The organism is Janthinobacterium rivuli (assembly GCF_029690045.1).
In the GTDB taxonomy this organism is placed as follows: Bacteria; Pseudomonadota; Gammaproteobacteria; order Burkholderiales; family Burkholderiaceae_D; genus Janthinobacterium; species Janthinobacterium rivuli.
In genome coordinates this window covers 600,453-627,350 of record NZ_CP121464.1, presented here as the reverse complement: position 1 = coordinate 627,350, position 26,898 = coordinate 600,453, and the positions used below count along the sequence as shown (strand labels likewise).

The following is a 26,898-nucleotide window of genomic DNA, read 5'->3' as shown; positions in this document are numbered from 1 at the left end:
AGGCGCCATTGCTACTGTGTTTCGCTCACCCCATCACGCCACAGTGGCCGCCACGGGCGCCGCCACGACGGGCGGCAGCGGCGTCGGTGCATTGAAGGCGATCAGCAGACTGGCTTCCTTCTCTTTCGCGGCCTTCAAATGACGCTCCTTCACGTGGCCATAGCCGCGGATGTCTTCCGGGATGCTGGCGATGGCCACGGCTTGCGCCAGCTTGGCCGTCGTCAGTTTCGGCAGCAAGCCGCCTACCGTCGCGCGGTACTCAAGAATCAGCGCGCGCTCCATCTTGCGCTCGGCCGTGTGGCCGAAGATGTCAAACGCCGTACCGCGCAAGCCCTTGAACCTGGCCAGCACGCCGAACGCCTTCATCATCCACGGGCCGAATTCCTTCTTCACCAAGTGGCCCTGGGCGTCGGTCTTGGCCATGATCGGCGGCGCCAGGTGGAACTTGAGCTTGATGTCGCCTTCGAACATGGCGGCGATCTTCGCCTGGAAGGCGCCGTCCGTGTACAGGCGCGCCACTTCATACTCGTCCTTGTACGCCATCAGCTTGTAGAAGTAGCGGGCCACGGCTTCCGTCAGACGCAAGTGCGGGCCATTCAAGGCGCTTTCGGCGGCACGTACCTGTTTGATGAAATCCAGGTACTGCTGCGCATACGCGCGGTCCTGGTAGGCCGTCAGCAGGGCCACCCGTTTTTCGATCAGGTCGTCGAGCGTTTCGATGCGCTTGAATTCCACCACCTTGGCTGGCGTTGTCATGCGCACCAGGCTGGCCGCGTCGTGGGCACCGGCGCGGCCCCAGTTGAAGGCGGCCTTGTTGAACGCCACCGAGACGTTGTTCAGATCGATGGCTTTCATGATGGCCGCTTCGCTCAATGGCACTTTGCCCTTTTGCCAGGCGTAGCCCAGCATGAACATGTTCGTCGCGATCGAGTCGCCCATCAGCGCCGTGGCGATCTGGCCCGCGTCGATGAAGTCCACGTGGTCGCTGCCGCAGGCCTTTTCGATTTCCATGCGCGCCGAAGCACCGGGGAATTGCCAGTCCGGGTTCTTCACGAAGGCGGCCGTCGACGAACTGGTCGAGTTGATCATGGCCCAGCTGCGGCCTTCTCCCATGCGCGACAGGGCGTCGCGGCTGGCCGTGACGATCAGGTCGCAGCCGATGACGAGATCAGCCGCACCCGTGCCGACGCGCGTCGAGTGGATGTCTTCCTGGCGGTCCGCCAGGCGCACGTGCGACATCACGGGGCCGCCCTTTTGCGCCAGGCCGCTCATGTCCAGCACGGAGCAGCCCTTGCCTTCCACGTGGGCCGCCATGGCCAGGATCTGGCCGACGGTGACGACGCCCGTGCCGCCGATGCCGGTGACCAGGATGCCGAACGGCTCGGCCGTCGAGGGAATCGTCGGCGTCGGCAAGGCCGGCGCGGCTGGCGCATCCTTGTCGGCGGCAGCAGCCTTCTTCGGCTTTTTCAAGCCGCCGCCTTCCACCGTCACGAAGCTGGGGCAGAAACCCGTCGTGCACGAGAAATCCTTGTTGCAGGACGACTGGTTGATCTGGCGCTTGCGCCCCAGTTCCGTTTCCAGCGGTTCCACCGACAGGCAGTTCGATTGCACGGAGCAGTCGCCGCAGCCTTCGCAGACGGCTTCGTTGATGACGGCACGCTTGGCCGGGTCCGGGTATTCATTGCGTTTGCGGCGGCGGCGTTTTTCCGAGGCGCAGGTCTGGTCGTAGATCATGGCCGACACGCCCGGCATGTCGCGCAGTTCCCGCTGCACGTCCATCAATTCCGAACGGTGGCGCACGGTGACGCCTTCCGCCCAGGCGTAATCGTCCGGGTATTTTTCCGGTTCGTCCGTGACGACGATGATGGGGCCCACGCCTTCGGCGGCGATCTGGCGCGAAATGATGGCCGGAGATAATGGCCCGTCGAATTCCTGGCCGCCCGTCATGGCTACCGCATCGTTGAACAGGATTTTGTAGGTGATATTCACCTTGGCCGAGACGGCGGCGCGGATGGCCAGGATGCCCGAGTGGAAATACGTGCCGTCGCCAAGGTTGGTAAACACGTGCTTTTCATTCGTGAACGGCGCCTGCCCCACCCAGGTGACGCCTTCGGCGCCCATGTGGGTAAAGGTCGACGTTTCGCGGTCCATCCACAGCACCATGTAGTGGCAGCCGATGCCGGCTAGCGCGCGCGAGCCTTCCGGCACTTTGGTGGAACTGTTGTGCGGGCAGCCGGAGCAGAAGAACGGCGTGCGGTCTTTCTGCGGATCGGGTTTCACGCTGATCGCTTTGAGCACATTCTCTTTGGCTTCCAGGTAGGCGATGCGCTCCTTCACGCGCTGCTCGACCGGGTGGCCCGCGTAGTAGCGCGAAATGCGGCTGGCGATGGCGCGGGCGATCATGGCCGGGTTCAGCTCATACGTGGCCGGCAGCAGCCAGTCGCCGTGGCCGGTACCTTTCTGGTTGCTCCATTCGCCCGTGTCGTCGAACTTGCCGACCACGCGCGGACGCTCGCCGTCTTTGAGGTTGTAGAGTTCTTCCTTCAGCGCGTATTCGAGGATTTGCCGCTTTTCTTCCACCACGAGGATCTCGTCGAGGCCCTTGGCAAATTCGTGCACGCCGTCCGCTTCCAGCGGCCAGGTCATGCCGATCTTGTACAGGCGGATGCCGATGTCGGACGCCGTCTGCTCGTCAATGCCCAGGTCGGCCAGCGCCTGGCGCGTGTCCAGATACGATTTGCCGGCCGTGATGATGCCGATGCGCGCCTTCGGGCTGTCCCAGATGATTTTATTGAGCTTGTTGGCACGCGCATACGCCAGCGCCGCATACCATTTGTAGCTGTTCATGCGGACTTCTTGTTCCAGCACCGTGTCGGGCCAGCGGATGTTCAGGCCGCCGGCCGGCATCTCGAAGTCCGTCGGTAGGGTGATCTGCACGCGGTCCGGGTCAAAATCGACGGCGGCGCCCGACTCGATGATGTCGGTCACGCATTTCATCGAGACCCACAAGCCCGTGTAGCGGCTCATGGCCCAGGCGTGCAAGCCATAGTCGATGTATTCCTGCACCGACGACGGATACAGCACGGGAATGCCGCAGGCGTTCAGGATATGGTCGGACTGGTGCGCCGTGGACGAGGATTTGGCCGCATGGTCGTCGCCGGCCAGCACCAGCACGCCGCCATGCTTGGCGGAACCGGCGTTGTTCGCGTGTTTGAACACGTCGCCGCAGCGGTCGACGCCGGGGCCCTTGCCGTACCACATGCCGAACACGCCGTCGTATTTCGCATCTTCGAACAGATTCGTTTGCTGCGTGCCCCACACCGCCGTGGCGGCCAGGTCTTCGTTCAGGCCTGGGTGGAATTTGACGTGGTGCTCATCGAGATATTTTTTTGCCTTGATCGCCGTCATGTCGACGGACGTCACCGGCGAACCGCGGTAACCGGTGATGTAGCCGGCCGTATTCAGGCCAGCCTTCAGGTCGCGCTCGCGCTGCAGCATGGGCAGGCGGATCAGCGCTTGCGTGCCGGTCATGAAGGCGCGGCCACGCTCCAAGGTGTATTTGTCGTTTAGCGAAATTTCGGACGCGTGCGCGCCCGGCTCAAGACTCGAGCCCTTGATTGGTGCATTCATTACTTGTCTCCATTATTCTCTGTGCTACGCGTGCAAAGTCGGTTGAACTCACACGTACCGGCCGCGCTTTGTGAGCATGCCGGTGCGGAAAAATGACTTGTTTGTCGTAGACTACCACAGGAAGGCGCGCAGTTCTTTTGCTGCACTGCACTCCTGCGTTCGTACCTTTTGCTGCTTTTTAGTACTTCTTTTTGCGGGCATGTCGGGTTACGCCAACCTGGCTAACCCGACCTATATTACTGGCCCCAGCCGTAGGTCGGCTTAGCCGGAACGGCGTAAGCCGACAAACACCACCAGCTTACGCCGCGCTCGTATCTTTCAATACGCCGCGCTTGATCTGGTCCAGCTCGATCGATTCGAACAGGGCGCGGAAATTGCCTTCGCCGAAGCCCTGGTCGCCCTTGCGCTGGATGATCTCGAAGAAGATCGGGCCGATCACCGTCTGCGTGAAGATTTGCAGCAGCAGTTCGCGTTCCGTTTCCGTGCTGTGGCCATCGATCAGGATGCGCAGCCGGCGCAGTTCTTCCAGCTGCTCGCCGTGGTTCGGCAGGCGGCGGTTGACCAGCTCATAGTAAGTTTCAATCGTGTCCTGGAAATCGATACCCGTATCGCGCATGCCTTGCACGGAGCCATAGATATCATCGGTACCCAGCGCGATATGCTGGATGCCTTCGCCGTGGTACTGATCCAGGTATTCGGCGATCTGCGACTTGTCATCCGACGATTCGTTGATCGGAATGCGGATCTTGCCGCATGGCGAAGTCATGGCTTTCGACTTCAGACCCGTATGCTTGCCTTCGATATCGAAGTAGCGCACTTCGCGGAAGTTGAACAGGTTTTCATAGAAACCGGCCCATTCCTTCATGCGGCCACGGTGCACATTGTGCGTCAGGTGGTCGATATAGGTCAGGCCATGGCCGACGGGGTTGGCGACGGCGCCGGGAATGGCGACGAAGTCGACGTCATAGATGCTGATGTCGCCAATGCCGCCTGGCGCCGCGGCATTTTCCTTGTCGGCGCCCTTGCCGCGCCAGCGGTCGACGAAGTACAGCAGCGAATCGCCCACGCCCTTGATGGCGGGGATATTCAGTTCCATCGGACCGGTTTTATTGTCGAAACCCCAGGCGCCCAGTTCCAGCGCGCGGCGGTAGACGAAAGCCGCGTCGTCGACGCGGATGGCGATGGCGCACACGGACGGGCCGTGATGGCGAGCAAAACGCTGCGCGAACGAATCTTGTTCGGCATTGATGATGAAATTGATGTCGCCCTGGCGGTACAGGGTCACATCCTTGTGGCGGTGGCGCGCGATGGCAGTGAAGCCCATGTTCTCGAACAGCTTGCCCAATGCTTTTGGGTCTGGTGCTGCATACTCGACGAACTCGAAACCATCGGTACCCATCGGGTTATCCCAAGGCTGAAATTGCATGATGTCTCCTCCAAGAAGTAGCGCACAGTATAGGCGCGGTCTGTGGGCATTAAATGCCAAAGATCTCCCGAACAATCATGATTTGCGCAATAATATTGCGTGAAACACGAACCACCGGAGGAAGCATGAGCAAAATTACGCTGGATAAAACGGATCGCAAGATCCTCGCCGTCCTGCAGGCCGATGGCCGCCTGTCGAACCAGGATGTGGCCGAACAGGTCAGCCTGTCGCCGTCGCCATGCTTGCGCCGCGTCAAACGGCTGGAAGAAGCGGGCGTGATCCGCCAGTACGTGGCCCTGCTGGATCCGGAAAAGATCGGCCTGGGCTTGCTCGCCTATGTCAACGTGCGGCTGGAAAAGCACAGCGACGCCTCCGCCCATGCCCACAGCACGGCAAGAGTGCTGGCGCCGAATCTGGTGACGAACACCTCGCCGCGCGCCGACTTCGCCGTGGCCGTGGCGCAATGGCCAGAAGTGGTGGCCTGCTACGCGATGACGGGCGAAATGGATTATCTGTTGCGCGTGCACGTGGAAGACATGGAGCACTTTTCGCGCTTCATGATGGCGACCCTGCTGCGCCACCCGGCCGTGCTGGACGTCAAATCGAGCTTTGCCTTGCAGCGCATCAAGGATACGACGGCCCTGCCCTTATTGTGACGACGATGACGGCGGTGACGGCGGTCCGGGCTTCTTCTTGCGCCCCGGCAAGCGATCCCACAGTTTGAACGCGGCGCGCGCGTTGGCCTTGAAGGTGTAGTCGAACATGGCGAACTGTTCCTGCACGGCTTCCTGCAGCATGCTCGACGGGTTGGGCGGCAACAGCTTCAGGTAGGCATCGGCTTCGCCATAGTCGCGCTGGATTTCCATGCCCGCCTTCTTGGCGATATGCATCATCGTCTTGTTCGACGACAGACAGTGCATGTACAGGGTATCGACGTCGTTGTTACGGCAGTGAATCGCCGCCCGCTCGAACAGTTTTGAACCGACCCCCATGCCGCGCATGGATTTCGACACGGACACGCCAAACTCGGCCACCTGCTCCTTGTCCGTCACGACACTTTTCGCCGGCGACGTGTCCTTCGGCGCGAACGCCAGATGCCCCACACCCACCAGCTTGAACAAGCTGTTGTAGACGCCATAAATCATGTCGCGCGAGAAATCCATCTTTTGCACGTACTGGGCCACCAATTCATCGGGCAGGGCGCTGCCAAAGCGCAACAGGCGGTCGCTTTTCTCCAGAGAAAGAAAATGCTTCATCATGCGGCGCCGGTCGCGCTCATGCAACTGCTTGACGAGCACGCTCGGACGCCCGCCGCCGCTACGGCTGAGCCAGCGGCGAAACGGATTCTGGAACAATTTGGGCAGGGTCATGGCAGCTCCGTGCTGCTGATCGCGTTCGTGACGGCCTCCACGCGCGCCGCATGGATGACGGCCGGAATGCGTTTCGGTTCCTGTGCGCAAGCTTGTGCCAGTGCGCCCGCATCCACGCCGCGCACGGCCGCCAGCATGGCTTGCAGCCACGCGGACTGTGGAAATACAGGATCCTGTGCATGCACATCGCAGGCGATGGCGTCCAGCAGCTGCAGGAAACGCTGCGGCTTGCGCAGTCCGTCGCAGCGTTCGCACAGACTGACGATAGCTTCGGCGCTCAGCGCCAGCGCGCCGTTGATATTGTCCAGCTCGCGCGCCGCCATGACGGCCAGTTCGCGGCACTCGTTGGGCACGCGCAGGCGCTCGCTCAGTTGTTCGATGGCATCCTTGCTCATATGCAGCATCAAGACGGCAAAGCGCACGGGCAAGTCATGACCTTGCGCGGCGGCATGGTCGACCACTTGCAGCAAGCGTTCGCTGATGCTGATTTCGCCCATGACGCGCGCCAGCGCGCCGCACTCGTGCAGCACCGTCAGCATGCGCGACGGCCGCGCTTCCATCAATCCTTTTGCCACTTCCTGCCACACGCGCTCGGCCACCAGGGCATCGACTTCGCCATCCTGCACCATCCGGCGCATCAGTTCCATGGTGGCCGGTGCGACAGTGAAAGTATGAAAACGGGCGGCAAAGCGGGCCAGGCGCAAGATGCGCACGGGGTCTTCGCCGAACGCATCGGAAACGTGGCGGAAGATTTTGTTCTCGATATCCTGAATACCGCCAAACGGGTCGGTCAGGCTACCGTCCTCGGCCTGGGCGATGGCGTTGATGGTGAGATCGCGCCGCACCAGGTCGTCTTCGAGCGTGACGTCGGGCGCCGTGTGGAAGACAAAGCCCCGGTAGCCGGGGGCCGTCTTGCGCTCCGTGCGGGCCAAGGCGTATTCTTCCTGCGTCTTCGGGTGCAGGAAAACGGGAAAATCCTTGCCGACGGGCCGGAAGCCCCGGCGCAGCATGTCTTCCGGCGTGGCGCCGACGACGACGTGGTCGTGGTCTTTCACGGGCAAGCCCAGCAGTTGGTCGCGCACCGCGCCACCGACCGTGTATATCTTCATAACACTCTTTTCTTAATCAGGCAGTTCCGCGTCGTGCTTGGCAGCCACTTCCGTCTCCGCCAGCGCTTCCGTGATCCAGCGGGCCACGGCCGGGTGCGCCTGCACGCGCTCGCAATACGCGTTCAGCGCCGGCGCCAGGCTCACGCCATACGTGCGAAAGCGCATGACGACGGGGGCGAAATACGCATCGGCAATGGAAAAGTCGCCAAACAGGAACTGGTGGTGGCCAAAGCGCGATAAACACTCTTCCCAGATTTCGCTGATGCGGCCGATGTCCGCCTGCGCGGCGGCCGTGCGGCCCCGTCCCGGCAACTTGGCCTTGATATTCATCGACATATCCGTGCGCAAGCCCGTGAAGCCCGAGTGCATTTCCGCGCAGACACAGCGCGCCATGGCGCGCGCGGCCACGTCTTGCGGCCACATGTGTTTGTCGGGAAACTGCTCGGCCAGGTATTCGCAGATGGCCAGGCTGTCCCAGATCGTGATCTCGCCCGCCAGCAGCACGGGGACCCGGCCGCAGGCCGAATACTCGGCGATTTTGGTGGCCGTGTCCTGCTGGTCGAGCAGCACGCGCACTTCCTGGAACGGGATACCGAACGCCGTCATGGCCACCCACGGGCGCATCGACCAGGACGAATAATTCTTGTTGCCGATGATGAGGGTCAGGCCCGGCTCGCGCGCGGCGGCCAGGGTTTGCGTCAGGCTGGGATCAAGGATGGTCGTTTGCATGGTCAGCTATCAATAGTATGGTTCAAGGCAAATCGGCCGCGATGGCGCTGTTTTTCGGTCCCACGGTACCCAGGCGCGCTTTCAGCGACTGCGGGCTTTTTTCGAACAGGGCAGCATAATACGTGGCGTTGGCCATCACGTTTTTCACGTAGCCGCGCGTTTCCGTGTACGGAATGATCTCGGCGAAGACGGCGCCTTCCAGCGGACGCGTCATGGTGGCGCGCCAGATGCGCAAGCGCCCCGGCCCCGCGTTGTAGGCGGCGCTGGCCAGCACTTGCGAACCGTCGAGGCCGCCAAGCACCATGTTCAGATAATTCGTGCCCAGCAAGACGTTGGTGCGCACATCGCTCAAGGTTTCCGTGACGAAATCCGTCAAACCGATCTTCTTGGCGACATAACGGGCCGTCGACGGCATCACCTGCATCAGGCCGGACGCGCCCACGTGCGACTGCGCATCCATGATGAAACGCGATTCCTGGCGGATCAAGCCATATACCCAGGCTTTGTCCAGGCCCAGGGTTTGCGTGGCCGGGTGCATGACGTCGTCGTGCGGCGTCGGATAGCGCTGCGTATAGTCCACTTCCAGGCGCGTGCGGTCGGAGGTGTTGACCATGCGGTCGAGCACATTGTTCTGGCGCGCAAATTCCGCGGCCGCCAGATGCTGGCGATCCGTCATCGAACGCAATTCCCAGTTCCACTCGCGCGTGCCTTCGAAGCGCAAGCGCATGTTGAAAAATTTCAAGGCGCGCTGCAAGCCCGGATTGGCAGCCATGGCGGCGATTTCCGCCGGCGTGATGGGCTGGCCCGGCGGCGGCAGCACCAGGTGGTTGCCCAGCTCTTCATTGGCCAGCAAGCCGTAGAAATTCGATTGCTCACTGATCGTGCGGTACAGGGCATCGGCCTGCGCGTTCGGGCGGCCCGGCGTTTCCGCCTGCTGCGCGCGCGCCAGCCAGTAGACCCAGGCAGGATCGGCGCGCAGGGACGCCGGCATGGCCTGGATGGACGACTTCACCACGGACCAATTGCCTTCACGCAAGGCGATACGCGTTTTCCACTGCATCTGCTCCTGGGTCAATGGTGCGCCATTGGTTTTTTGCCAATATTCAAACGCTTCCGGCGCCAGCGAATACGACGCTTGCAGGGCCAGGCTGGCCCAGCCAATGGCCTGTTCTTGCGCCGTCAATTGCGCACTGGCCTTTTGCAAGGCCACCACGCCCAGTTTCAAGGTGCTTTTCGCCATGCGGCCGACGGCCACCAAATACATCTCGTGGTCGGCGCGACTTAGACCCGCCCCCTTGGCCAGCACCAGCGCCGGCAAATCGATGGCTTGCGCCATCTTCGCGTCGGACGCGCCCAGCAGCAGCGCGATGCGGCGCGCCGGGCCCGTGGCATTCGTCTGGCCCGCCAGGCGGATCTGCGCCCACAGGTCGTTCGTGTCGAACTGGCCATTTTGCGCCAATGCCGCGATCAGACTGCCGCACGCTTCGCCATAGCCGGGCGGAGACACCAGCAGGTTGCGCGCCTCGGCCGCCACGTTCTGGCCCTTGGCGGCGCGCGACATCAGCGCGTAGCACTTGAGCTGGGTGTCGTCATCGAGGGCGAATTGCGGATATTGCTCATCAAACACAACCCAGTCGCGCTTGCGGCCCAGCTCCAGCAGCCAGTCGTTGCGGAAACGGTCGGCGATGGCGCTACCCTTGTAGCGGTTCAGGTAATCGCGAAATTGCGCCTCGGTCAGCAGTTTGATGCGCGGTTTCAGCCGATAATAGTCAACATACGATGGAATCTGGTAATTCGTCAGGCGCCCCGCATAAAAGTCGGCCTTTTCGACGTCATCCTTGCGCGCGGCGTCGCGCAGCAGCAGGAAGGCATCGTCCTCGCTGCGCGTGTCGGGCGCGGCAGGCGTTGCGGTGGCGGATACCTGGGCCAGGGCGGCCAGGGGAGACAAGGCCGATGCAACACACAGCATCGTGCCGGCAATCCATTTCAGTGGGGAAATCAATGTACGACTCTCAATCTTAACTTGATGGTGATATGAATAGCGACCCTAGAATAACATGCGATCCGGCTGCACGGCCACCCATTGCGCCACAGGAAAAAGCCGGCTTGCGCAAAGCCTTGCTGGCGACCCGCCGCGCCCTGCCCGTCGCCACGCGAGTAAGGTGGGATGCGGCCATCGCGCAGCGCCTGCTGGACTGGTGCGCGCAGGAAAACGTCGAGGAACTGGGCGTGTACTGGCCCCTGCACGGCGAGCCGGACTTGCACGATGCCTATGCGCAACTGGCCGCGCGCGGCGTGCAATTAAGCTTGCCGGTGGTGCTGGAAAAGCATGCGCCGCTGGCATTTTCCGACTGGACGCCGGGCGAGCCCATGGTCAAGGATGGCATGGGCGTGGCCGTGCCGGCCCAGCTGCGCCTGCGTGCGGCGCCCGCCACCCTGCTGGTGCCCTGCCTGGGTTTTAATGAGCAACGTTATCGGCTCGGCTATGGCGGCGGCTATTACGACCGCACCCTGGCGGCCGCGCCGCGGCCGCGCACCATCGGCATCGCGTATGCCTGCCTGGCGGCCAGCTTTCCCAACGGCGAATACGACATCGCCCTCGATCACATCGTGACCGAGGGCGATCTGTTCTGACGAGTCAGGACGGTTTATTTCACCAGGCGCTGCCACAGTGCGGTCGTGGGCGCCGCCTGGTTCATGCTATAGAAATGCAAGCCTGGCGCGCCGCCTTCCAGCAGGCGTTCGCACAAGCCCGTCACCACGTCCAGGCCAAAGGCCTTGATGGATGCGCTGTCGTCGCCGAAGCTGGCCAGTTTCAAACGCACCCAGCGTGGAATTTCCGCGCCGCACATGTCCGAAAAGCGCATCAGCTGCGTGTAGTTCGTGATCGGCATGATGCCGGCCACGATGGGCACGTTGATGCCCATCTTCTGCGTCTGCTCGACAAACTGGAAATACGCGTCGGCATTGTAGAAGTACTGGGTGATGGCCGCATCGGCGCCAGCCTGCACCTTGCGCGCGAACGCGTTCAGGTCGTCCTGCGGCGAACGGGCTTGCGGATGCACTTCCGGATAGGCGGCCACTTCGATATGGAAATGGTCGCCCGTCTCGGCGCGGATGAATTCCACCAGCTCGTTGGCATAGCGGAACTCGCCCGAAGCGCCATAGCCGCTCGGCAAATCGCCGCGCAAGGCCACGATACGCTTCACGCCGGCCGCCTTGAAGTCGGCCAGCACGGCGCGGATCGATTCGCGCGAGCCGCCCACGCAAGACAAATGCGGTGCGGCCTGTTCGCCGGCCGCCAGGATCTCGCGCACGGTATCCAGCGTACCCTGCTGCGTGGTACCGCCGGCGCCAAAGGTCACCGAGAAATACTTCGGATGCAATTCAGACAATTTGACACGCGTGGCGCGCAGCTTTTCCGCCCCTTCCGGGGTTTTCGGCGGGAAAAACTCAATACTGAAATTATGCTTTTCCATCGTCATTACTCAAAAGTAAGGTCGACAGGGCCCAGGAAATGATGCTGTACAAAATGGCACCACCCACGGCAGACCAGAAACTGGCGACATGGAAGCCATCGATTATCTGCGCCACGAGCCAGAACATGAAGCCGTTGATGATCAAAATGAACAGGCCCAGCGACAAGAACGTCACGGGCAGGGTCAGCAGGATCAGCAAAGGACGGATCAGCGCATTGACCAGCCCCAGCACGGCAGCGGCCAGCAGCGCCGTCCAGCCGCTGCTCATCGTCACCGAGTGCATCAGGTAAGGGACGGCAAACAGGGCTGCCGCATTGATAAACCAAATCAGTAGCAAGCGCATTTCTCTAGCCTGTCAAAAAAGATATTGAGACAGCACAGTAACGGCTGTCTCTAACGATACACCGATCAGTCTTGTTGCCTCAGGAACCGTAGCGAGTAGGTTCATGAGGCAACCATCTTAATAGCGGTAGTGCTCTGGCTTATAAGGGCCTTCTTGACGCACGCCGATGTAGTCGGCTTGCTCTTGCGTCAGTTCCGTCAGCTGCGCATTCAACTTTTTGAGTTGCAAACGGGCGACTTTTTCGTCCAGGTGTTTTGGCAGGGTGTACACGCCGACCGGGTAGTTGGCCGTGTTCGCGTACAGCTCGATCTGGGCGATCGTCTGGTTGGCGAACGACGAGCTCATCACGTACGACGGGTGGCCCGTGCCGCAACCGAGGTTGACCAAACGGCCTTCGGCCAGCAGGATGATGCGGCGGCCAGACGGGAAGATGATGTGGTCGACTTGCGGCTTGATGTTTTCCCACTCGTATTGCTTCAACGAAGCAACGTCGATTTCATTGTCAAAGTGACCAATGTTGCAGACGATGGCCTGGTCTTTCATGCGCGTCAGGTGATCGTGCGTCAGGATGTGGTAGTTGCCGGTGCAGGTGACAAAGATGTCGCCGTGTTCGCAGGCGTAATCCATGGTCACGACGCGGTAGCCTTCCATCGCCGCCTGCAGTGCGCAGATCGGATCGACTTCCGTCACCCACACTTGCGCCGACAGGGCGCGCATGGCCTGGGCCGAACCTTTGCCGACGTCACCGTAACCGGCGATGACGGCCACTTTGCCGGCGATCATCACGTCGGTGGCGCGCTTGATGCCGTCGACCAGGGACTCGCGGCAGCCATACAGGTTGTCGAATTTCGATTTCGTGACGGAATCGTTCACGTTGATCGCAGGGAAAGCCAGCTTGCCTTCCTTGTGCATTTGATACAAACGGTGCACGCCGGTGGTGGTTTCTTCCGTCACGCCGAGAATTTCCGGCAGACGCTTCGAGTACCAGGTCGGGTCGGCCAGCAGATGACGCTTGATCGAGTTGAACATGCAGATTTCTTCTTCCGAACCGGGATTCGCCAGCACCGACAGATCGGTTTCCGCGCGCACGCCCAGGTGCAGCAGCAGGGTGGCATCGCCGCCATCGTCGAGGATCATGTTCGAGTAGACAGCCTTGCCGTCCACGCTAGGCCATTCGAAAATGCGGTGCGTGTATTCCCAGTAGTCATCCAGCGACTCGCCCTTGATGGCGAACACAGGCGTGCCGGCGGCGGCGATGGCGGCGGCAGCGTGATCTTGCGTGGAGTAAATGTTGCACGATGCCCAACGCACTTGCGCGCCCAGTGCTTCCAGGGTCTGGATCAGCACGGCGGTCTGGATGGTCATGTGGATGGAACCGGTGATGCGCGCGCCTTTCAAAGGCTGCGCTGCCGCGAATTCTTCGCGGATGGCCATCAGGCCAGGCATTTCCGTTTCAGCAATCTTGATTTCTTTGTCGCCCCATGCGGCCAAGGTGATATCGGCGATGGTGTAGTCGTGTTGCGATTTGAGTACGGCGTTCATCACGCCCTCCTTTCAGTTGAAAAAGGTACGTGAGCGCAGTTGCAGGATATTCCGAGCCTGGCGAATTTCTTCGTCGCAACGCTCCTCGGACTGTGGATTTTAACATTGGCAAGGCCGGCGCGCCAGTTTGTTCGCCATTTATTGCCATGTAACAACACATAAAAAAAGCGCCCGCGGCCAGAGGCCGGGACGCTTTTCTTGCGAGTTGGACTAGATTACTTCAGGCCGGCGGCGTCGCGCAGCAGGGCGACCTTGTCCGTGCGTTCCCACGTGAATTCCGGCTCTTCGCGGCCGAAGTGGCCGTAGGCGGCGCTCTTCTGGTAGATCGGGCGCAGCAGGTCGAGCATTTGCACGATGCCTTTTGGACGCAAATCAAAGTGCGCCAGCACCAGCTTGGCGATTTCCGCGTCGGGAATCACGCCCGTGCCTTCCGTGTAGACGGTGATGTTGATCGGCTTGGCCACGCCGATGGCGTAGCTGACCTGCACCTGGCATTGGCGCGCCAGGCCGGCCGCGACGATGTTTTTCGCCACGTAACGGGCCGCGTAGGCTGCCGAACGGTCGACTTTCGATGGATCCTTGCCCGAGAACGCGCCGCCGCCGTGCGGGGCTGCGCCACCGTAGGTGTCGACGATGATCTTGCGGCCGGTCAAGCCGCAATCGCCTTGCGGACCGCCGATGACGAAACGGCCCGTCGGGTTGACGAGGAATTTCGTGTCGGTCAGCCATTCGCGCGGCAGGATCGGCTTGATGATTTCCTCGATGACGGCTTCTTCGATCTGCTTGTGCGAGATTTCCGGCGCATGCTGGGTCGACAGCACCACCGTGTGCACGCCGACGGGGCGGCCATCGACGTAGCGCAGGGTCACTTGCGATTTCGCATCCGGACGCAGCCATGGCAGACGGCCATCCTTGCGCAGTTGCGACTGGCGCTCGACCAAGCGGTGCGCGTAGTGGATGGCGGCGGGCATCAGCTCGGCCGTTTCATCGCAGGCGTAGCCGAACATCAGGCCCTGATCGCCAGCGCCTTGATCCAGGTCAATCCCCGCACCTTCATCGACGCCTTGCGCGATGTCCGGCGACTGCTTGTCGTAGGCCACCAGCACGGCGCAACCCTTGTAGTCGATGCCGTATTCCGTGTTGTCGTAACCGATGCGTTTGATGGTTTCGCGCGCAACTTGAATATAATCCACATTGGCGTGCGTGGTGATCTCGCCAGCCAGCACCACCAGACCGGTGTTGCACAGGGTTTCGGCAGCCACGCGGGCGGCTGGATCCTGGGTCAGGATGGCGTCAAGGATGGCGTCGGAAATTTGATCGGCAACCTTGTCGGGATGGCCTTCCGAGACGGATTCGGAAGTGAAGAGATAGTCGTTTGACATTGCAAGCTCCTGTTTACTATGTGAATGTTCTGTCGCAGTAAAGAGGATTTTGCCTGCGACGCTTTAGCGATATTTATATTCCGCTTCGCAAGTTGTCTATTAACTCAGCGGTTACTGCATACGTGGTATTTTACGCTTCTTAAAAAATTTTGGCACGGCAACACGCCATTCCTGGAAACAGCTTATACATGTTAGTCCCAATTTTCCGCTTCCTGTCCATCTTTCCCCTGCCCGTCCTGCATGCCCTGGGCGCTGCGCTCGGCTGGGTGATTTACGCCATTTCCCCGTCCTACCGCCGCCGCATGCGCGAGAACATGCAAGGTGCGGGGTTTTCGCAACACTTGCACACGGCCGTGGCCGAAGCGGGCAAGAGCGTGCTGGAATTGCCCTTCATCTGGTGCGCGCCGGCCGAACGCGTGGCGCGCCATGCGACGGTGGAAAACTGGGAACTGGTGGAAAAGGCGCTGCAACACGGCCGCGGCATCGTCTTCCTGACGCCGCACCTGGGCTGCTTTGAAATCGTCGCGCAACAGATCGCGCTGCGCACGCCGCTGACCGTGATGTACCGTCCGCCCAAGCGCGCCGCCTTGAAACCGCTGATCGAAGGAGCCCGCGCGCGCGAAAACCTGATGCTGGCGCCGGCCAATATGTCGGGCGTGCGCATCTTCGCCAAATGCCTGAAAAAAGGCCAGCCCATCGGCCTGCTGCCCGACCAGGTGCCACAAGAGGGCGAAGGCGTGTGGGCCGATTTCTTCGGCCGCCCCGCCTACACCATGACCCTGCCGGCCAAGCTGGCGCAGATGGGCGGCGCCGAAGTCATCATCACTTACGCGGAACGCCTGCCGGGCGGACGCGGCTATGTCGTGCATTTCGTGCCCTTCACCGAGTCGCTGGACAGCACTTCGGCCGAGCAGGCGCGCACGATCAACGCGGCCATGGAGCAATTGATCGCGCGCAGCCCGGCGCAATACCTGTGGAGCTACAACCGCTATAAAGTACCGCGCGGCGCGCCGCCGCCCACGCCCGCCACGCCCGACGCCGCCGGGGAGCAGGCATGAGACTGCTGATCGCTTTCATGTGGCTGCTGCACTGGCTGCCTTTACCCATCCTCGGCCGTTTCGGCGTGGCCGTCGGCAGCCTGCTGTTCATCGCCATGCCCGCGCGGCGCAAGATTGCCCTGACGAATCTGCGCCTGTGCATGCCGGAACTGACGGAAAAACAACGCGTGGCCCTGGCGCGCCAGCATTTCCAGGCGTATTCGCGCAGCGTGTGGGAACGCAGCATCCTGTGGTGGTCGTCGGAAGCGCGCCTGAACCGCCTGATCAAAAAGGTACCCGCCTTCCCGGGCCAGCAGATCGCGGCCAAGCCGACCATCCTGCTGTGCCCGCATTTCGTCTGCCTCGACGTGGCTGGCGCCGCCACCGCCATGGAGATCTCCGCCTCGTCGATGTATGTGCAGCAAAAGAACGCGGCCTTCGACCAGGCCTTGCGCAACGGCCGTTCGCGCTTCAAGCCGCCCAAGCTGTTTACGCGCCAGGACGGCATCAAGACGATTCTGCGCGCACTGCGCGACGGCTTGCCATATTTCATGCTGCCGGACATGGATTTCGGCGAAAAGGATGCGGAATTCGTGCCCTTCTTCGGCGTGCCCGCCGCCACCCTGACGGCCACGGCGCGCCTGGCGCTGGCCGCCAAAGCGCAAGTCATTCCCGTCATCGCCACCTTCCTGCCCAATTACCAGGGCTGGCAAGTGACCTACTATCCTGCCTGGGACGATTATCCGGGCGACGACATCACGGCCGCCACGCGCCGCATGAACGAATTCATCGAAGAGCGCGTGCGCGAAGCGCCGGCCGAGTATTTCTGGACGCATAAACGCTTCAAGACGCGTCCGGAAGGCGAAGCATCGTTCTATAACCAGCACAAGTGATACGGCAGACCATGAAACTCCACTTTACCAAAATGCATGGCGCCGGCAATGACTTCATCGTCATCGACGCCATCCATCAAGAGATCGACTTCACGCCGGCCCAGTGGCAGCGCCTGGCCGACCGCCGTTTCGGCATCGGCGCCGACCAGATCCTCGTCGTGGAAAAGCCGCGCCTGCCCGGCTGCGACTTCCGCTACCGCATCTATAACAACGATGGCGGCGAAGTCGAGCAATGCGGCAACGGCGCGCGCGCCTTCGTCAAGTTCGTCAGCGAAAAGGGGCTATCGACCAAGGACAGCATCCGCGTGGAAACCATGGCCGGCATCATCGCGCCGCGCCTGGAACTTGACGGCAGCATCACGGTCGACATGGGCGCGCCCGTGCTCGAACCCGCGCTGGTGCCCTTCGATGCCAACGGCCTGGACGGTGTAGCGCAAGGCAACGACACTGTCTGGCCGCTGGACCTGGCCTTGCCGGACCAACCCTCTCCCGTGCTGGTGTCCGTCGTCTCGATGGGCAACCCGCACGCCGTGCAAGTGGTCGACGATGTCGATGCGCAAGACCTGGAAGTGACGGGCCCGCGCATCGAGCACCATCCGCGCTTTCCCCGCAGGGTCAACGCCGGCTACATGCAGGTCGTCGACCGCCAGCACGTGAAACTGCGCGTGTTTGAACGGGGCGCGGGCGAAACCCTGGCGTGCGGCACGGGCGCCTGCGCCGCCGCCGTGGCCGGCATCCTGCGCGGCTTGCTCGACTCCCCCGTGCGCATCAGCGCGCGCGGCGGCGAACTGTCGATCGCCTGGCAAGGCCCCGGCCAGCCCGTCCTGATGACGGGTCCGGCCGTGACCGTGTTCGAAGGCACGATCGAACTGTAATCAGCGCTGCATCATGCCACCAGGAACTGCTGTTCCTGCGCGACATCAAGTTCCGCCAGGTAGCACTTCAGGCGGTACAGGCGCTGCCGGTAATTGCCTTCCGGCCCCGCCACGCCGCAATCGACGCGCTCGAACAAACGCACCGCCTGATCGAGCAGCTGGCGCTCCTGCGCCGTGCGGATCAGCACCAGGCGCCGCTTGCCGCGCCCATGCGTGGCGCTGATATCGATCAACAGACAATGCCCCTGGTCGGCCGCATGGATATCGAGCAGCAGCGCCTCGGCACGCGACAGATGAAAGCAGCGCGCCAATGCCAGGCGTGCCGCCAGCAGGGGGTGGCTCTGGCCCAGTTGCCGCAAATGCGCATCGGCGTGCAAGGCGGCGCACTGGCCCCAGTCGCCCGGTTCGCCTTGCGGCGCGATCTTTGCCAGCGCCGCCTCCGCTTCACGGCTGCCTTGCGCCTGCGCCTGCAGCAGCCAGTACGCGGCCCGCACATCGTTGTTGACGCCGTCGCGGCGATTGCGCCAGGCATGCATGCCGCACTCGAGCTGGGCCGGACCATGCCCCAGGTCGGCGGCACGCTCCAGGCAGGAATGGGCTTCGACCACATTGCGCTGGGAAAATTCCGGTTTCGTGTAGATGCGCGACAGCACGAACCAGGCTTCGGCCAGCCCCTGCTCGCCAGCCTGCGTCAGCCAGCGCACGGCCCGCTTGAAATTGGCCGCGCCGTTACGCGTGGCCAACCGCTGGCCATGCGCATCCATGCGCGCATAGCCAAGCCCCAGCTCCAGCTGCGCCGTACGGTCGCCGCCATGCGCGGCCAGCTCGCAACACTGCCAGCCCTCGGCATCGCCGCCAGGCGCCAGGGCCTGGGCGCAACGCGACAGCAATAGCACCTGCTGCGCGTCGAGGGTGATCGTGCGCGCCCCGGCGGCCGCCTGGCGCTGCAACAGCTCGCGCGCCAGCGGCAAGCCTTGCGACAGGAAGCCCGCATGGTTGCCCTGGCTCCATGCCTGCTCCAGCCAGGCATGCAGCGGCGCGTCGCCATCGATGGCTTTCTCACCAGCGGCGCGGGTGTCCGGCCCACAGGCTGCGGACGATCCCTCTTGCATGGATAACAACCATTGCGCATCGGGCAAGCCGGCGCACACGGCGGCGTCCAGTGCCACGCGCGCCTTGGCGCGCAAGGCTTCACTGTGGCTGGCGGCATTGCCCAGCACCAGCTGCGCCAGCACCAGCCCCGCCTGCACCAGGCCCGCGTCGAATGCCTGCGCGTAATACGGGATCAGCACCTTGGCCGACGGTTGCGCCACTTCGAACGGCACGTGCGTGCCGATCAGCAAGCACGCTTCCGCGCTATCCTCCTGGGCCGCCCGCGCCAGCCAGTGCAAGGCGGTCGGCAGACTTTGCGGCACTCCCTGCCCAAACAGATACACGCGTCCCAACGCCAGCTGGCAAGCCACATCGCCCGCGCGTGCTCCCTTGATCAATCCTAATGTTTCGCGATTTGCCATCGATTCTCGATATTGAGTCAATGATTCTAATGAGTGAGCCGTCTCCAGGCCCATCAATGCAGGCCTTCCCTTAGTGTAACGTCCTTGTGTCATAAATCCGCCAAAGCGGCCTCAAGAACTTGATTCACCGCAACAATGTCCAAGCCCTGACATGCCAATATCACAATGCGCAGCTAGCGTGGCGATGGGGAAACGCTTGCCATCGGCGCAGGATCGGCAAAAACCGCGCGTTACAAAAATACAACAGGGGCATGCAGTTATGCCGCTTTTCACCAATCTTTTCACGCATATTTGACCAATCCCGCACGTCTTGCGCGCCGACGAATTAAGGTTCATTCATCGAAACGCGACAGTTAGCGTGTTTCAATCTGCTCGGATCTCGGACGGAACTCACTTTTAATAGGGAATAAGACATGAAAAAATCACTCGTTGCCCTCGCACTCTTCGGCGCCTTTGCCGCAACCGCACAAGCGCAGTCGTCCGTCCAAATCTACGGCACGATCGATGCAGGCCTGGGCAAAGCGACTGGTTCGACCACCGCTGTCACCAAGCGCGACAACAACAAACTGGGCTTCAAGGGCACGGAAGATCTGGGCAATGGCTTGAAAGCTATTTTCCAACTGGAAATTCGCTATGAATCCGATACGGGTACGCTGGAAAGCAACTCCCGTCCGCTGTTCCAGGGTCAAAGCCGCGTCGGCCTGCAAGGCAACTTCGGTACCGTGCGTCTGGGCCGCGGCCTGACCGCCTTCCAGGAATCGAGCACCGCGTTCGAACCATGGTCGGGCATGCCTACGCCAGCCGGTTTCCAGACCGACATCACGGTGGCCGCTTACAGCAGCGATCCGCTGAGCGCAGCCGGCAATTCGCGTAACCGCTTCTCGAACGCCGTGTTCTACAACTCGCCAGTCATCAGCGGCTTCCAGTTCAACGCCACTGTCGCCGCCAAGGAAGCCAATAACAATCCGGCATTCCCTGGACCAGCAGCTACGCCACCAGCCAACAACTACCCGGTGGCTGCCAATGCCGTGCCAGCGTCGAATCCGTACTCGGTCTCGGCTACGTACAACTACGGCCAGTTCGCCGGTATGGCCGCGTATGAGCGCAATGGCCTGCAAGCCAAGCTGTGGTCGGTTGCAGCATCGTTCAATCCGGTAACGGAACTGAAACTGATGGCATCGTACCAGCATCAGGATGATGGCAACTTCAAGATCATCAACACCGACACCAAAGCATGGCTCGTTGGCGCCAACTACGACGTCGGCCCAGGCAAGGTTCGCGCTGGCTACGGTCAAAAAACGCCAGACGGCGTGACCAAAACCAAACAAGCATCGCTGGGCTACGACTACAACCTGTCGAAACGCACCTACCTGTACGCGGACATCTCGAACCGCAAGGATGCTGTGTCGAAGACCTACATCGGTCTGGGCTTGCATCACAACTTCTAATGGCCGGCCAGTCACCCTCCGCGGGTGATTGCTGAACCAGGAGTACAAGGCGGCATGGGCAACCATGCCGCTTTTTTCATGGGCGCGCGGAAAATGCATCGCTACCGTCCCCTTTGCGCCTATGCCGGCGCACTCTCGGTTAGAATGAAGTGTTCAACTTTCACTGACAGATATTCTCAATGACCGCCACACTCGATTCCAGCACCGTCGCCCAGTACCTGAGCGAGCACCCGAATTTCTTCGAAGAGCATACCGCCCTGCTCGGCGAGGTCAAGCTGAGCAGTCCGCTGACGGGACGCACCATCTCGCTGCAGGAGCGGCAAATGGAAGTGATGCGCGACAAGTACAAGGCGCTGGAACTGCGCATGTCCAAGCTGAGCCGTGTGGCCGAGGAAAATGGCGACATCGCCAGCAAGTTCCACGGCTGGAACCAGGCCATGCTGCAAGTGCGCAACGATGCGGACATGCCGCGCGTGCTGGTCGATGCCTTGCAAAGCAATTTCGACGTGCCTTACGTCAGCCTGCGCCTGTGGCAAGTGCTGCCGGAACACGCCGACGGCTGGTTCACGGAAGATGTCACGGCCGACGTGCGCATGTTCGCCAACAGCCTGCAAACCCCGTACTGCGGCAGCAACCGCGATTTCGAAGCCGTGCACTGGTTGCAAGCTGACAAGATCGAATCGACCGTCATGATCGCCCTGCGCGCCCCGAACACCACGGGCACCTTCGGCCTGCTGGTGCTCGGTTCGCCCGACAGCGAACGCTTTACCTCGAGCATGGGCACGGATTTCCTCGTGCATATCGGCGCCACAGCCAGCGCCGCCCTGGCCGCGCTGCGCGCCGGCTCGCCTGCCTGAGTCAGCCATGAACGCGGTGCGCGGCAAGGCCGAGTGGCTTGACGCCTACCTGGCGCAACTGGCCACGCAGCGCAAGCTGTCGCCGCATACGCTGGACGCCTACGGGCGTGACCTGCGCGCCTTGCTGGAACTGAGCGGCAATACGCCCTGGACGGCGCTGGCGCACAACGAAGTGCGCCGCTACACGGCCAAGCTGCACGCCGGCGGCCTCGACCCGCGCTCGATCGCCCGCAAGCTGTCGTCGTGGCGCGGCTTTTTCAACTGGCTCAGTGGCGAGACCACGCTCGACGCCAATCCCCTCGACGGCATCCGCGCCCCGAAGCGGGCCAAAACCTTGCCCAAAGCCCTGTCGGTGGACGACGCCGTGCGCCTCGTGGCGCCTGCGCAACACCAGCAAGGCGCGGCCGAACCGGAACAGCTGTGCAACCGCGCCATGTTCGAACTGCTGTATTCAAGCGGCTTGCGCGTGTCCGAACTGACCAGCCTGGATACCCATTACTGCAAGGCGGAAAATGGCCAGCCCGCCTCGCTGGGCTGGCTCGACATGGCCAGCTTCGAAGTCATCGTCACGGGCAAGGGCAGCAAGATGCGCAAGGTGCCGGTCGGCAAGGCGGCGCTCGTGGCCCTGACTGCCTGGCTGGGCGTGCGCCCGCCGGCGGCCGATGGCAGTGCTGCCTTGTTTTTAAGCACGCGCGGCACGCGCATCTCGCCGCGCGTGCTGCAGCTGCGCCTGAAGGCGCACGCGCTGGCCACCGAGATTCCCGCCAACGTGCACCCGCACGTGCTGCGCCACTCGTTTGCTTCGCACGTGCTGCAATCGTCGGGCGACTTGCGCGCCGTGCAGGAAATGCTGGGCCATTCCAGCATCACCTCGACCCAGGTCTACACGGCCCTCGACTTCCAGCACCTGGCGCACGTGTACGACCAGGCGCATCCGCGCGCCAAGCTCAAGTAGGCAGCCGCACCCGCTGGCCAGCCTGATCCATATCAAGCGGATCGGCGCGCATTTGCAAGCTTTTGCAAAATTCCGGCATAATCGTCCGCATTCTTCCGCTTGCGCGGCGGCACCACCGATTACAAGGCATCTCTCATGGCACTGATTCCAACCACCATCCTCACCGGTTTCCTGGGCGCAGGCAAAACCACCTTGCTCAACCGCATACTGCAGGAAGACCATGGCATGCGCATCGCCGTGATCGAAAACGAGTTTGGCCAGGAAAACATCGACAATGAAATCCTGGTGCAGGATAGCAACGAACACATCATCGAGATGAACAACGGCTGCATCTGCTGCACCGTGCGCGGCGACCTGATCGTGGGCCTGACGGAACTGGCGCGCAAGCGCGACGCCGGCCTGCTGGCCTTCGACCGCGTCGTGATCGAAACGACGGGCCTGGCCAATCCCGGCCCCGTGGCGCAAACCTTCTTTGTCGACGAGGAAGTGGGCAGCCACTACATGCTCGACGCCATCATCACGGTGGTCGATGCCCGTCATGCCATGAAGCAACTGGACGAATACGAGGAAGCCCAGCGGCAAGTAGGCTTTGCCGACAAGCTGCTGCTGTCGAAAACCGACCTCGTCAGTGAAGAGGCCGTGGACATCCTGACGCGCCGTTTGAAGCGCATCAATCCCCGCGCCCCGATCGCCAAGGTCGATTTCGGCCGCGCGCCGCTGGCCGAAGTGCTCGACATCCGCGGTTTCAACCTGAATGAAAAGCTGGAACTGGACCCGGATTTCCTCGCCACGGAAACGGCGCATGTGCACGATCATGACCATGCACATGAGCACAAGCATGAGCACACTGCGGCCTGCGCCACCGATTGCGGCCATGCCGACCACCACCATGCGCAGCACAGCGACGATATCGCCGCCTTTGTTTTCAAAAGTACGCAACCGTTCGACAGCGCCAAGCTCGACGAGTTCCTCGGCGGCCTGGTGCAAGTGTATGGCCCGCGCATGCTGCGCTACAAGGGCGTGCTGCTGATGCAGGGCGCCGAGCGCAAGGTGGTGTTTCAAGGCGTGCACCAGCTGATGGGCAGCGACCTGGGCGCCAAATGGGGCGAAAACGAAGTGCGTGGCAGCAAAATGGTGTTTATTGGCAAGAATCTACCAAAAGACATTTTTATTCGCGGACTCGAACAATGTTTGGTATAAACTAGCCGGGTTTTGCAAAGTACCCGTTGCAAAGCAGAAACAAAAGGGAAAGTTAAGCACGCTTTCCCGCTGTCCGACACCCATCTTGCTGGTAGAAACCAACAAGTAGCCGTTTCTGATCGGCTAGTCAACAAATCGGGATGGCAATATAAGGCAAAGCGTGCCAAAATCAGCGACGAAAACGGCCCATGTCGTTCGCCTGTCATGAAATGCTGGCAAACTGCCGCTGGCCGCATGCCAGGCATGCAACCGATCCACCCAACACGCCTGTTGACGCGCGCATAGCGCGACTGGCATAGAGCGGTAAAAAGTTATCAACATGACACCTTAGCCGGCCGGTAGTCCTGGCTTACGCCGGCAAGCCAAGGTCGCACGCAGTACAGCGGGACAGCAATGCCAAGCGGAACCTGTACAGTTGCTCGGTATCGCCGCATCAACTGATCAATTTGAAAACTCTGTCGTATCGAAGGTAAGCGAAGTTATGACCAAAACTAATAAATCGACCCCGGCCGCCAACCAAGACATCCCACTCATCAGCGAAGACCAAATTCGCGCCATGAGCGAAGATGACTACATGAATCCGGCACAACTGGCATTCTTCAAGGCGCGCCTGCAGCAGCTTGAAAAAGACCTGCTGAAAAACGCCGGCGAAACCACGGAACACTTGCGTGAAACCGTGCTCGTACCGGACCCTGCCGACCGCGCCACCATCGAGGAAGAGCATGCGCTGGAATTGCGCACGCGCGACCGCGAGCGCAAATTGCTGAAGAAAGTGCAGCAATCGATCGCCAGCATCGACGCCGGCGACTATGGCTGGTGTGAAGAAACGGGCGAGCCTATCGGCATCCCCCGCCTGATCGCCCGTCCGACTGCCACCCTGTCGCTGGAAGCCCAGCAACGGCGCGAACTGAAGCAAAAGCTGTACGGCGACTGATCACCCTCCCCTTGCACGGCCGCCCCGGCGGCTGCGCGATGGCGCATAAAAAAGCACACAACCTTTGGTTGCGTGCTTTTTTTTCGTTCCGCGCCGACTACACTGAAGCAGGCACTGCAGCGGCAAGTGCCGCTTGCAATTGCCTTTTCCATCCCCACTTTTGTAGCATGGGCGCGCAATCGCATGGCCTTGCACGCATCGGCACGAATCTTTTGAGGTCACTATGGAACAATTTCACGGCACCACCATCCTCTGCGTCCGGCGCGGCAAGCAAGTCGCCCTGGGCGGCGATGGCCAGGTAACGCTCGGCAACATCGTCATGAAGGGTACGGCCCGCAAAGTGCGTAAGTTGTATCAGGGCAAGGTCCTGGTCGGCTTTGCCGGCGGCACCGCCGACGCTTTTACCTTGCTCGACCGCTTTGAAGGCAAGCTGGAAAAACACCAGGGCAATCTGCTGCGCGCCTCCGTCGAACTGGCCAAGGACTGGCGCACCGACCGCGTGCTGCGCCGCCTGGAAGCGATGCTGCTGGTGGCCGACAGCGAGTCGACCCTGGTCATCACGGGCAATGGCGACGTGCTGGAGCCGGAAGACGGCATCGGCGCCATCGGCTCGGGCGGCACCTATGCCCAGTCGGCCGCCAAGGCGCTGCAGGAAAACACGGACTTGTCGCCGGCCGAGGTGGTCAAGAAGTCGCTGACCATCGCCGCGGAACTGTGCATCTACACCAACATGTCGCACATCATCGAGACGCTGGAATAAGCGTCCCCCGAGCACAGAATACAGAATACAGAAAGCCAATTATGATCATGAACATGACCCCGTCGGAAATCGTCACTGAACTCGACAAGCACGTGGTGGGCCAGGCCAAGGCCAAGCGCGCCGTCGCCATCGCCCTGCGCAACCGCTGGCGCCGCCAGCAGGTGGCCGAGCCCTTGCGCCATGAAATCACGCCCAAGAACATCCTCATGATCGGCCCCACGGGCGTCGGCAAGACGGAAATCGCGCGCCGCCTGGCCAAGCTGGCCGAGGCGCCGTTCATTAAGATCGAAGCGACCAAATTCACGGAAGTCGGTTATGTGGGCCGCGACGTCGACACCATCATCCGCGACCTGATCGACATCGGCATCAAGCAGACGCGCGCGCTGGAAATGAAGAAGGTGCGCGCACGCGCCGAAGATGCGGCCGAAGACCGCGTCATCGACATTCTCGTGCCGCCGGCGCGCGACTTCGGCTTCACGCCGAATACGGCCGCGGCCGTGGATACGGGCGGCAGCGGCGACAGCACGCGCCAGACCTTCCGCAAGCGCTTGCGCCAGGGCGAGCTCGATGACAAGGAAATCGAGATCGAGCTGGCCGAGGCAGGCCCGCAGATGGAAATCATGGCGCCGCCAGGCATGGAAGAAATGACGGAGCAGATCAAGTCCATGTTTTCGGGCGTGGGCGGGCAGCGCAAGAAGGCGCGCAAGGTCAAGATCCGCGAAGCCTTGAAACTGCTGGTCGAGGAAGAAGCGGCCAAGCTTCTCAACGAAGATGAACTGAAGCAGAAGGCCATCCAGAACGTCGAGCAGAACGGCATCGTCTTTTTGGACGAAATCGACAAGATCGCCTCGCGTTCGGAGTCCGGCGGCGCCGACGTCTCGCGCGCGGGCGTGCAGCGCGACCTGCTGCCGCTGGTCGAGGGCACGACCGTCAACACCAAGTACGGCATGATACGCACGGACCACATCCTGTTCATCGCCTCGGGCGCCTTCCACCTGTCGAAACCGTCGGACCTGATCCCGGAACTGCAGGGGCGCTTCCCCATCCGCGTGGAACTGGAATCGCTGTCGATCTCGGACTTCGAGCGCATTCTCACCAGCACCGACGCCTGCCTGACGATGCAGTACGAAGCCTTGCTGGCGACGGAAAACCTGAAACTGCAATTCGCGCCGGAAGGCATCACGCGCCTGGCCGAAATCGCCTATTCGGTAAACGAGCGCACGGAAAACATCGGCGCGCGCCGCCTGCACACGGTGATGGAAAAGCTGCTGGAAGAAGTGTCGTTTACGGCCAGCGAAGGCAGCAGCACCACGGAAAACCTGCTGGTGATCGACGCCGCGTACGTCAATGAACGCCTGGAAGCGCTGTCGGTCAACGAGGACCTGTCGCGCTACGTGCTGTAAGAAGGAAGGGGG

General features: G+C 61.7%; 23 protein-coding genes and 1 riboswitch. Of the genes, 12 read left to right on the top strand and 11 right to left on the bottom strand.

The annotated features are described in order from the left end of the window. Nucleotides 1-33: 33 nt before the first annotated feature. Together P9875_RS02805 and hppD are read right to left on the bottom strand one after the other, a co-directional pair. Nucleotides 34-3,630 carry an indolepyruvate ferredoxin oxidoreductase family protein gene (locus P9875_RS02805; RefSeq protein WP_278317528.1) on the bottom strand — a complete coding sequence of 1,199 codons (3,597 nt, stop codon included), beginning with the start codon at nt 3,628-3,630 and terminating at the stop codon, nt 34-36. Nucleotides 3,631-3,928: 298 nt separating this feature from the next. Next, nucleotides 3,929-5,056 carry a 4-hydroxyphenylpyruvate dioxygenase gene (hppD, locus tag P9875_RS02800; RefSeq protein WP_070304536.1) on the bottom strand — a complete coding sequence of 376 codons (1,128 nt, stop codon included), beginning with the start codon at nt 5,054-5,056 and terminating at the stop codon, nt 3,929-3,931. A 125-nt stretch (nt 5,057-5,181) separates the two neighbouring features. Between hppD and P9875_RS02795 the strand changes: the two genes are divergently transcribed. Next, on the top strand, nt 5,182-5,712 hold the full coding sequence (locus P9875_RS02795; protein ID WP_035823904.1) for an Lrp/AsnC family transcriptional regulator: 531 nt from the start codon (nt 5,182-5,184) through the stop codon (nt 5,710-5,712). Here the strand turns inward: P9875_RS02795 and P9875_RS02790 are convergent. Genes P9875_RS02790 through P9875_RS02775 form a run of 4 tightly spaced genes read right to left on the bottom strand, consistent with a single transcriptional unit; the run spans nt 5,704 to nt 10,266 of the window. Further along, the gene (locus tag P9875_RS02790) at nt 5,704-6,426 is read right to left on the bottom strand and encodes a GNAT family N-acetyltransferase (protein WP_278317527.1); all 723 of its coding nucleotides are present in this window, start codon (nt 6,424-6,426) and stop codon (nt 5,704-5,706) included. The genes P9875_RS02795 and P9875_RS02790 overlap by 9 nt on opposite strands. Continuing rightward, nucleotides 6,423-7,535 carry a multifunctional CCA tRNA nucleotidyl transferase/2'3'-cyclic phosphodiesterase/2'nucleotidase/phosphatase gene (locus P9875_RS02785; RefSeq protein WP_099401243.1) on the bottom strand — a complete coding sequence of 371 codons (1,113 nt, stop codon included), beginning with the start codon at nt 7,533-7,535 and terminating at the stop codon, nt 6,423-6,425. Before P9875_RS02785 ends, P9875_RS02790 begins: the two co-directional genes overlap by 4 nt. A 12-nt stretch (nt 7,536-7,547) precedes the next feature. Continuing rightward, nucleotides 7,548-8,264 carry a glutathione S-transferase family protein gene (locus tag P9875_RS02780; protein ID WP_035823898.1) on the bottom strand — a complete coding sequence of 239 codons (717 nt, stop codon included), beginning with the start codon at nt 8,262-8,264 and terminating at the stop codon, nt 7,548-7,550. A 22-nt stretch (nt 8,265-8,286) separates the two neighbouring features. Continuing rightward, nucleotides 8,287-10,266, bottom strand: a complete 1,980-nt coding sequence (locus tag P9875_RS02775) for a lytic transglycosylase domain-containing protein (RefSeq protein WP_278317526.1) — start codon at nt 10,264-10,266, stop codon at nt 8,287-8,289. 104 nt (nt 10,267-10,370) lie between these two features. Here P9875_RS02775 and P9875_RS02770 point away from each other — a divergent pair, with 104 nt between their 5' ends. Continuing rightward, nucleotides 10,371-10,898, top strand: a complete 528-nt coding sequence (locus P9875_RS02770) for a 5-formyltetrahydrofolate cyclo-ligase (RefSeq protein ID WP_278317525.1) — start codon at nt 10,371-10,373, stop codon at nt 10,896-10,898. A gap of 14 nt (nt 10,899-10,912) precedes the next feature. Here P9875_RS02770 and metF read toward each other — a convergent pair whose 3' ends face one another. The 4 genes from metF to metK all read right to left on the bottom strand — a co-directional run bounded on the left by metF (nt 10,913) and on the right by metK (nt 15,010). Next, the gene (gene metF / locus P9875_RS02765) at nt 10,913-11,743 is read right to left on the bottom strand and encodes a methylenetetrahydrofolate reductase [NAD(P)H] (RefSeq protein WP_035823894.1); all 831 of its coding nucleotides are present in this window, start codon (nt 11,741-11,743) and stop codon (nt 10,913-10,915) included. Beyond that, the gene (locus P9875_RS02760) at nt 11,730-12,086 is read right to left on the bottom strand and encodes a phage holin family protein (RefSeq protein ID WP_035823893.1); all 357 of its coding nucleotides are present in this window, start codon (nt 12,084-12,086) and stop codon (nt 11,730-11,732) included. Before P9875_RS02760 ends, metF begins: the two co-directional genes overlap by 14 nt. 117 nt (nt 12,087-12,203) lie before the next feature. After that, the gene (gene ahcY / locus P9875_RS02755) at nt 12,204-13,628 is read right to left on the bottom strand and encodes an adenosylhomocysteinase (protein ID WP_219310328.1); all 1,425 of its coding nucleotides are present in this window, start codon (nt 13,626-13,628) and stop codon (nt 12,204-12,206) included. A 24-nt stretch (nt 13,629-13,652) separates the two neighbouring features. Further along, nucleotides 13,653-13,721: riboswitch (S-adenosyl-L-homocysteine riboswitch) on the bottom strand. 122 nt (nt 13,722-13,843) lie between these two features. Then, nucleotides 13,844-15,010, bottom strand: a complete 1,167-nt coding sequence (gene metK, locus P9875_RS02750) for a methionine adenosyltransferase (protein ID WP_035823888.1) — start codon at nt 15,008-15,010, stop codon at nt 13,844-13,846. A gap of 188 nt (nt 15,011-15,198) precedes the next feature. On the opposite strand from metK, the gene P9875_RS02745 reads away from it, so the two are divergent. The 3 genes from P9875_RS02745 to dapF are packed head-to-tail and all read left to right on the top strand — an operon-like array spanning nt 15,199 to nt 17,815. Continuing rightward, on the top strand, nt 15,199-16,068 hold the full coding sequence (locus P9875_RS02745; RefSeq protein WP_035823886.1) for a lysophospholipid acyltransferase family protein: 870 nt from the start codon (nt 15,199-15,201) through the stop codon (nt 16,066-16,068). Next, complete coding sequence (locus tag P9875_RS02740; RefSeq protein ID WP_278317524.1) at nt 16,065-16,940, top strand: lipid A biosynthesis acyltransferase; 876 nt, start codon at nt 16,065-16,067, stop codon at nt 16,938-16,940. Before P9875_RS02745 ends, P9875_RS02740 begins: the two co-directional genes overlap by 4 nt. A gap of 11 nt (nt 16,941-16,951) precedes the next feature. Beyond that, nucleotides 16,952-17,815, top strand: a complete 864-nt coding sequence (dapF, locus tag P9875_RS02735) for a diaminopimelate epimerase (protein ID WP_278317523.1) — start codon at nt 16,952-16,954, stop codon at nt 17,813-17,815. An 11-nt stretch (nt 17,816-17,826) separates the two neighbouring features. Here the strand turns inward: dapF and P9875_RS02730 are convergent, their stop codons facing one another. Beyond that, nucleotides 17,827-19,329: a tetratricopeptide repeat protein gene (locus tag P9875_RS02730; protein ID WP_278317522.1), complete on the bottom strand. Its 1,503-nt coding sequence runs from the start codon at nt 19,327-19,329 to the stop codon at nt 17,827-17,829. A 413-nt stretch (nt 19,330-19,742) separates the two neighbouring features. Between P9875_RS02730 and P9875_RS02725 the strand changes: the two genes are divergently transcribed. From P9875_RS02725 to hslU, 7 genes are all read left to right on the top strand, one after another. Next, a complete protein-coding gene (locus P9875_RS02725) occupies nt 19,743-20,777 on the top strand; it encodes a porin (protein WP_278317521.1) in 1,035 nt (344 codons plus the stop codon). A 179-nt stretch (nt 20,778-20,956) separates the two neighbouring features. Beyond that, on the top strand, nt 20,957-21,634 hold the full coding sequence (locus P9875_RS02720) for a DUF484 family protein (protein WP_035823876.1): 678 nt from the start codon (nt 20,957-20,959) through the stop codon (nt 21,632-21,634). Between the two features lie 7 nt (nt 21,635-21,641). Then, complete coding sequence (locus tag P9875_RS02715; RefSeq protein ID WP_278317520.1) at nt 21,642-22,589, top strand: tyrosine recombinase XerC; 948 nt, start codon at nt 21,642-21,644, stop codon at nt 22,587-22,589. A gap of 135 nt (nt 22,590-22,724) precedes the next feature. Then, the gene (locus tag P9875_RS02710; RefSeq protein ID WP_278317519.1) at nt 22,725-23,789 is read left to right on the top strand and encodes a CobW family GTP-binding protein; all 1,065 of its coding nucleotides are present in this window, start codon (nt 22,725-22,727) and stop codon (nt 23,787-23,789) included. Nucleotides 23,790-24,270: 481 nt separating this feature from the next. After that, nucleotides 24,271-24,723: an RNA polymerase-binding protein DksA gene (dksA, locus tag P9875_RS02705; RefSeq protein ID WP_034753066.1), complete on the top strand. Its 453-nt coding sequence runs from the start codon at nt 24,271-24,273 to the stop codon at nt 24,721-24,723. A 223-nt stretch (nt 24,724-24,946) separates the two neighbouring features. Continuing rightward, entirely contained in the window at nt 24,947-25,483 is a 537-nt protein-coding gene (gene hslV / locus P9875_RS02700; protein WP_035823869.1) for an ATP-dependent protease subunit HslV, read from the top strand. Between the two features lie 47 nt (nt 25,484-25,530). Beyond that, on the top strand, nt 25,531-26,886 hold the full coding sequence (gene hslU / locus P9875_RS02695) for an ATP-dependent protease ATPase subunit HslU (RefSeq protein WP_035828527.1): 1,356 nt from the start codon (nt 25,531-25,533) through the stop codon (nt 26,884-26,886). The last annotated feature ends 12 nt before the right edge of the window (nt 26,887-26,898 follow it).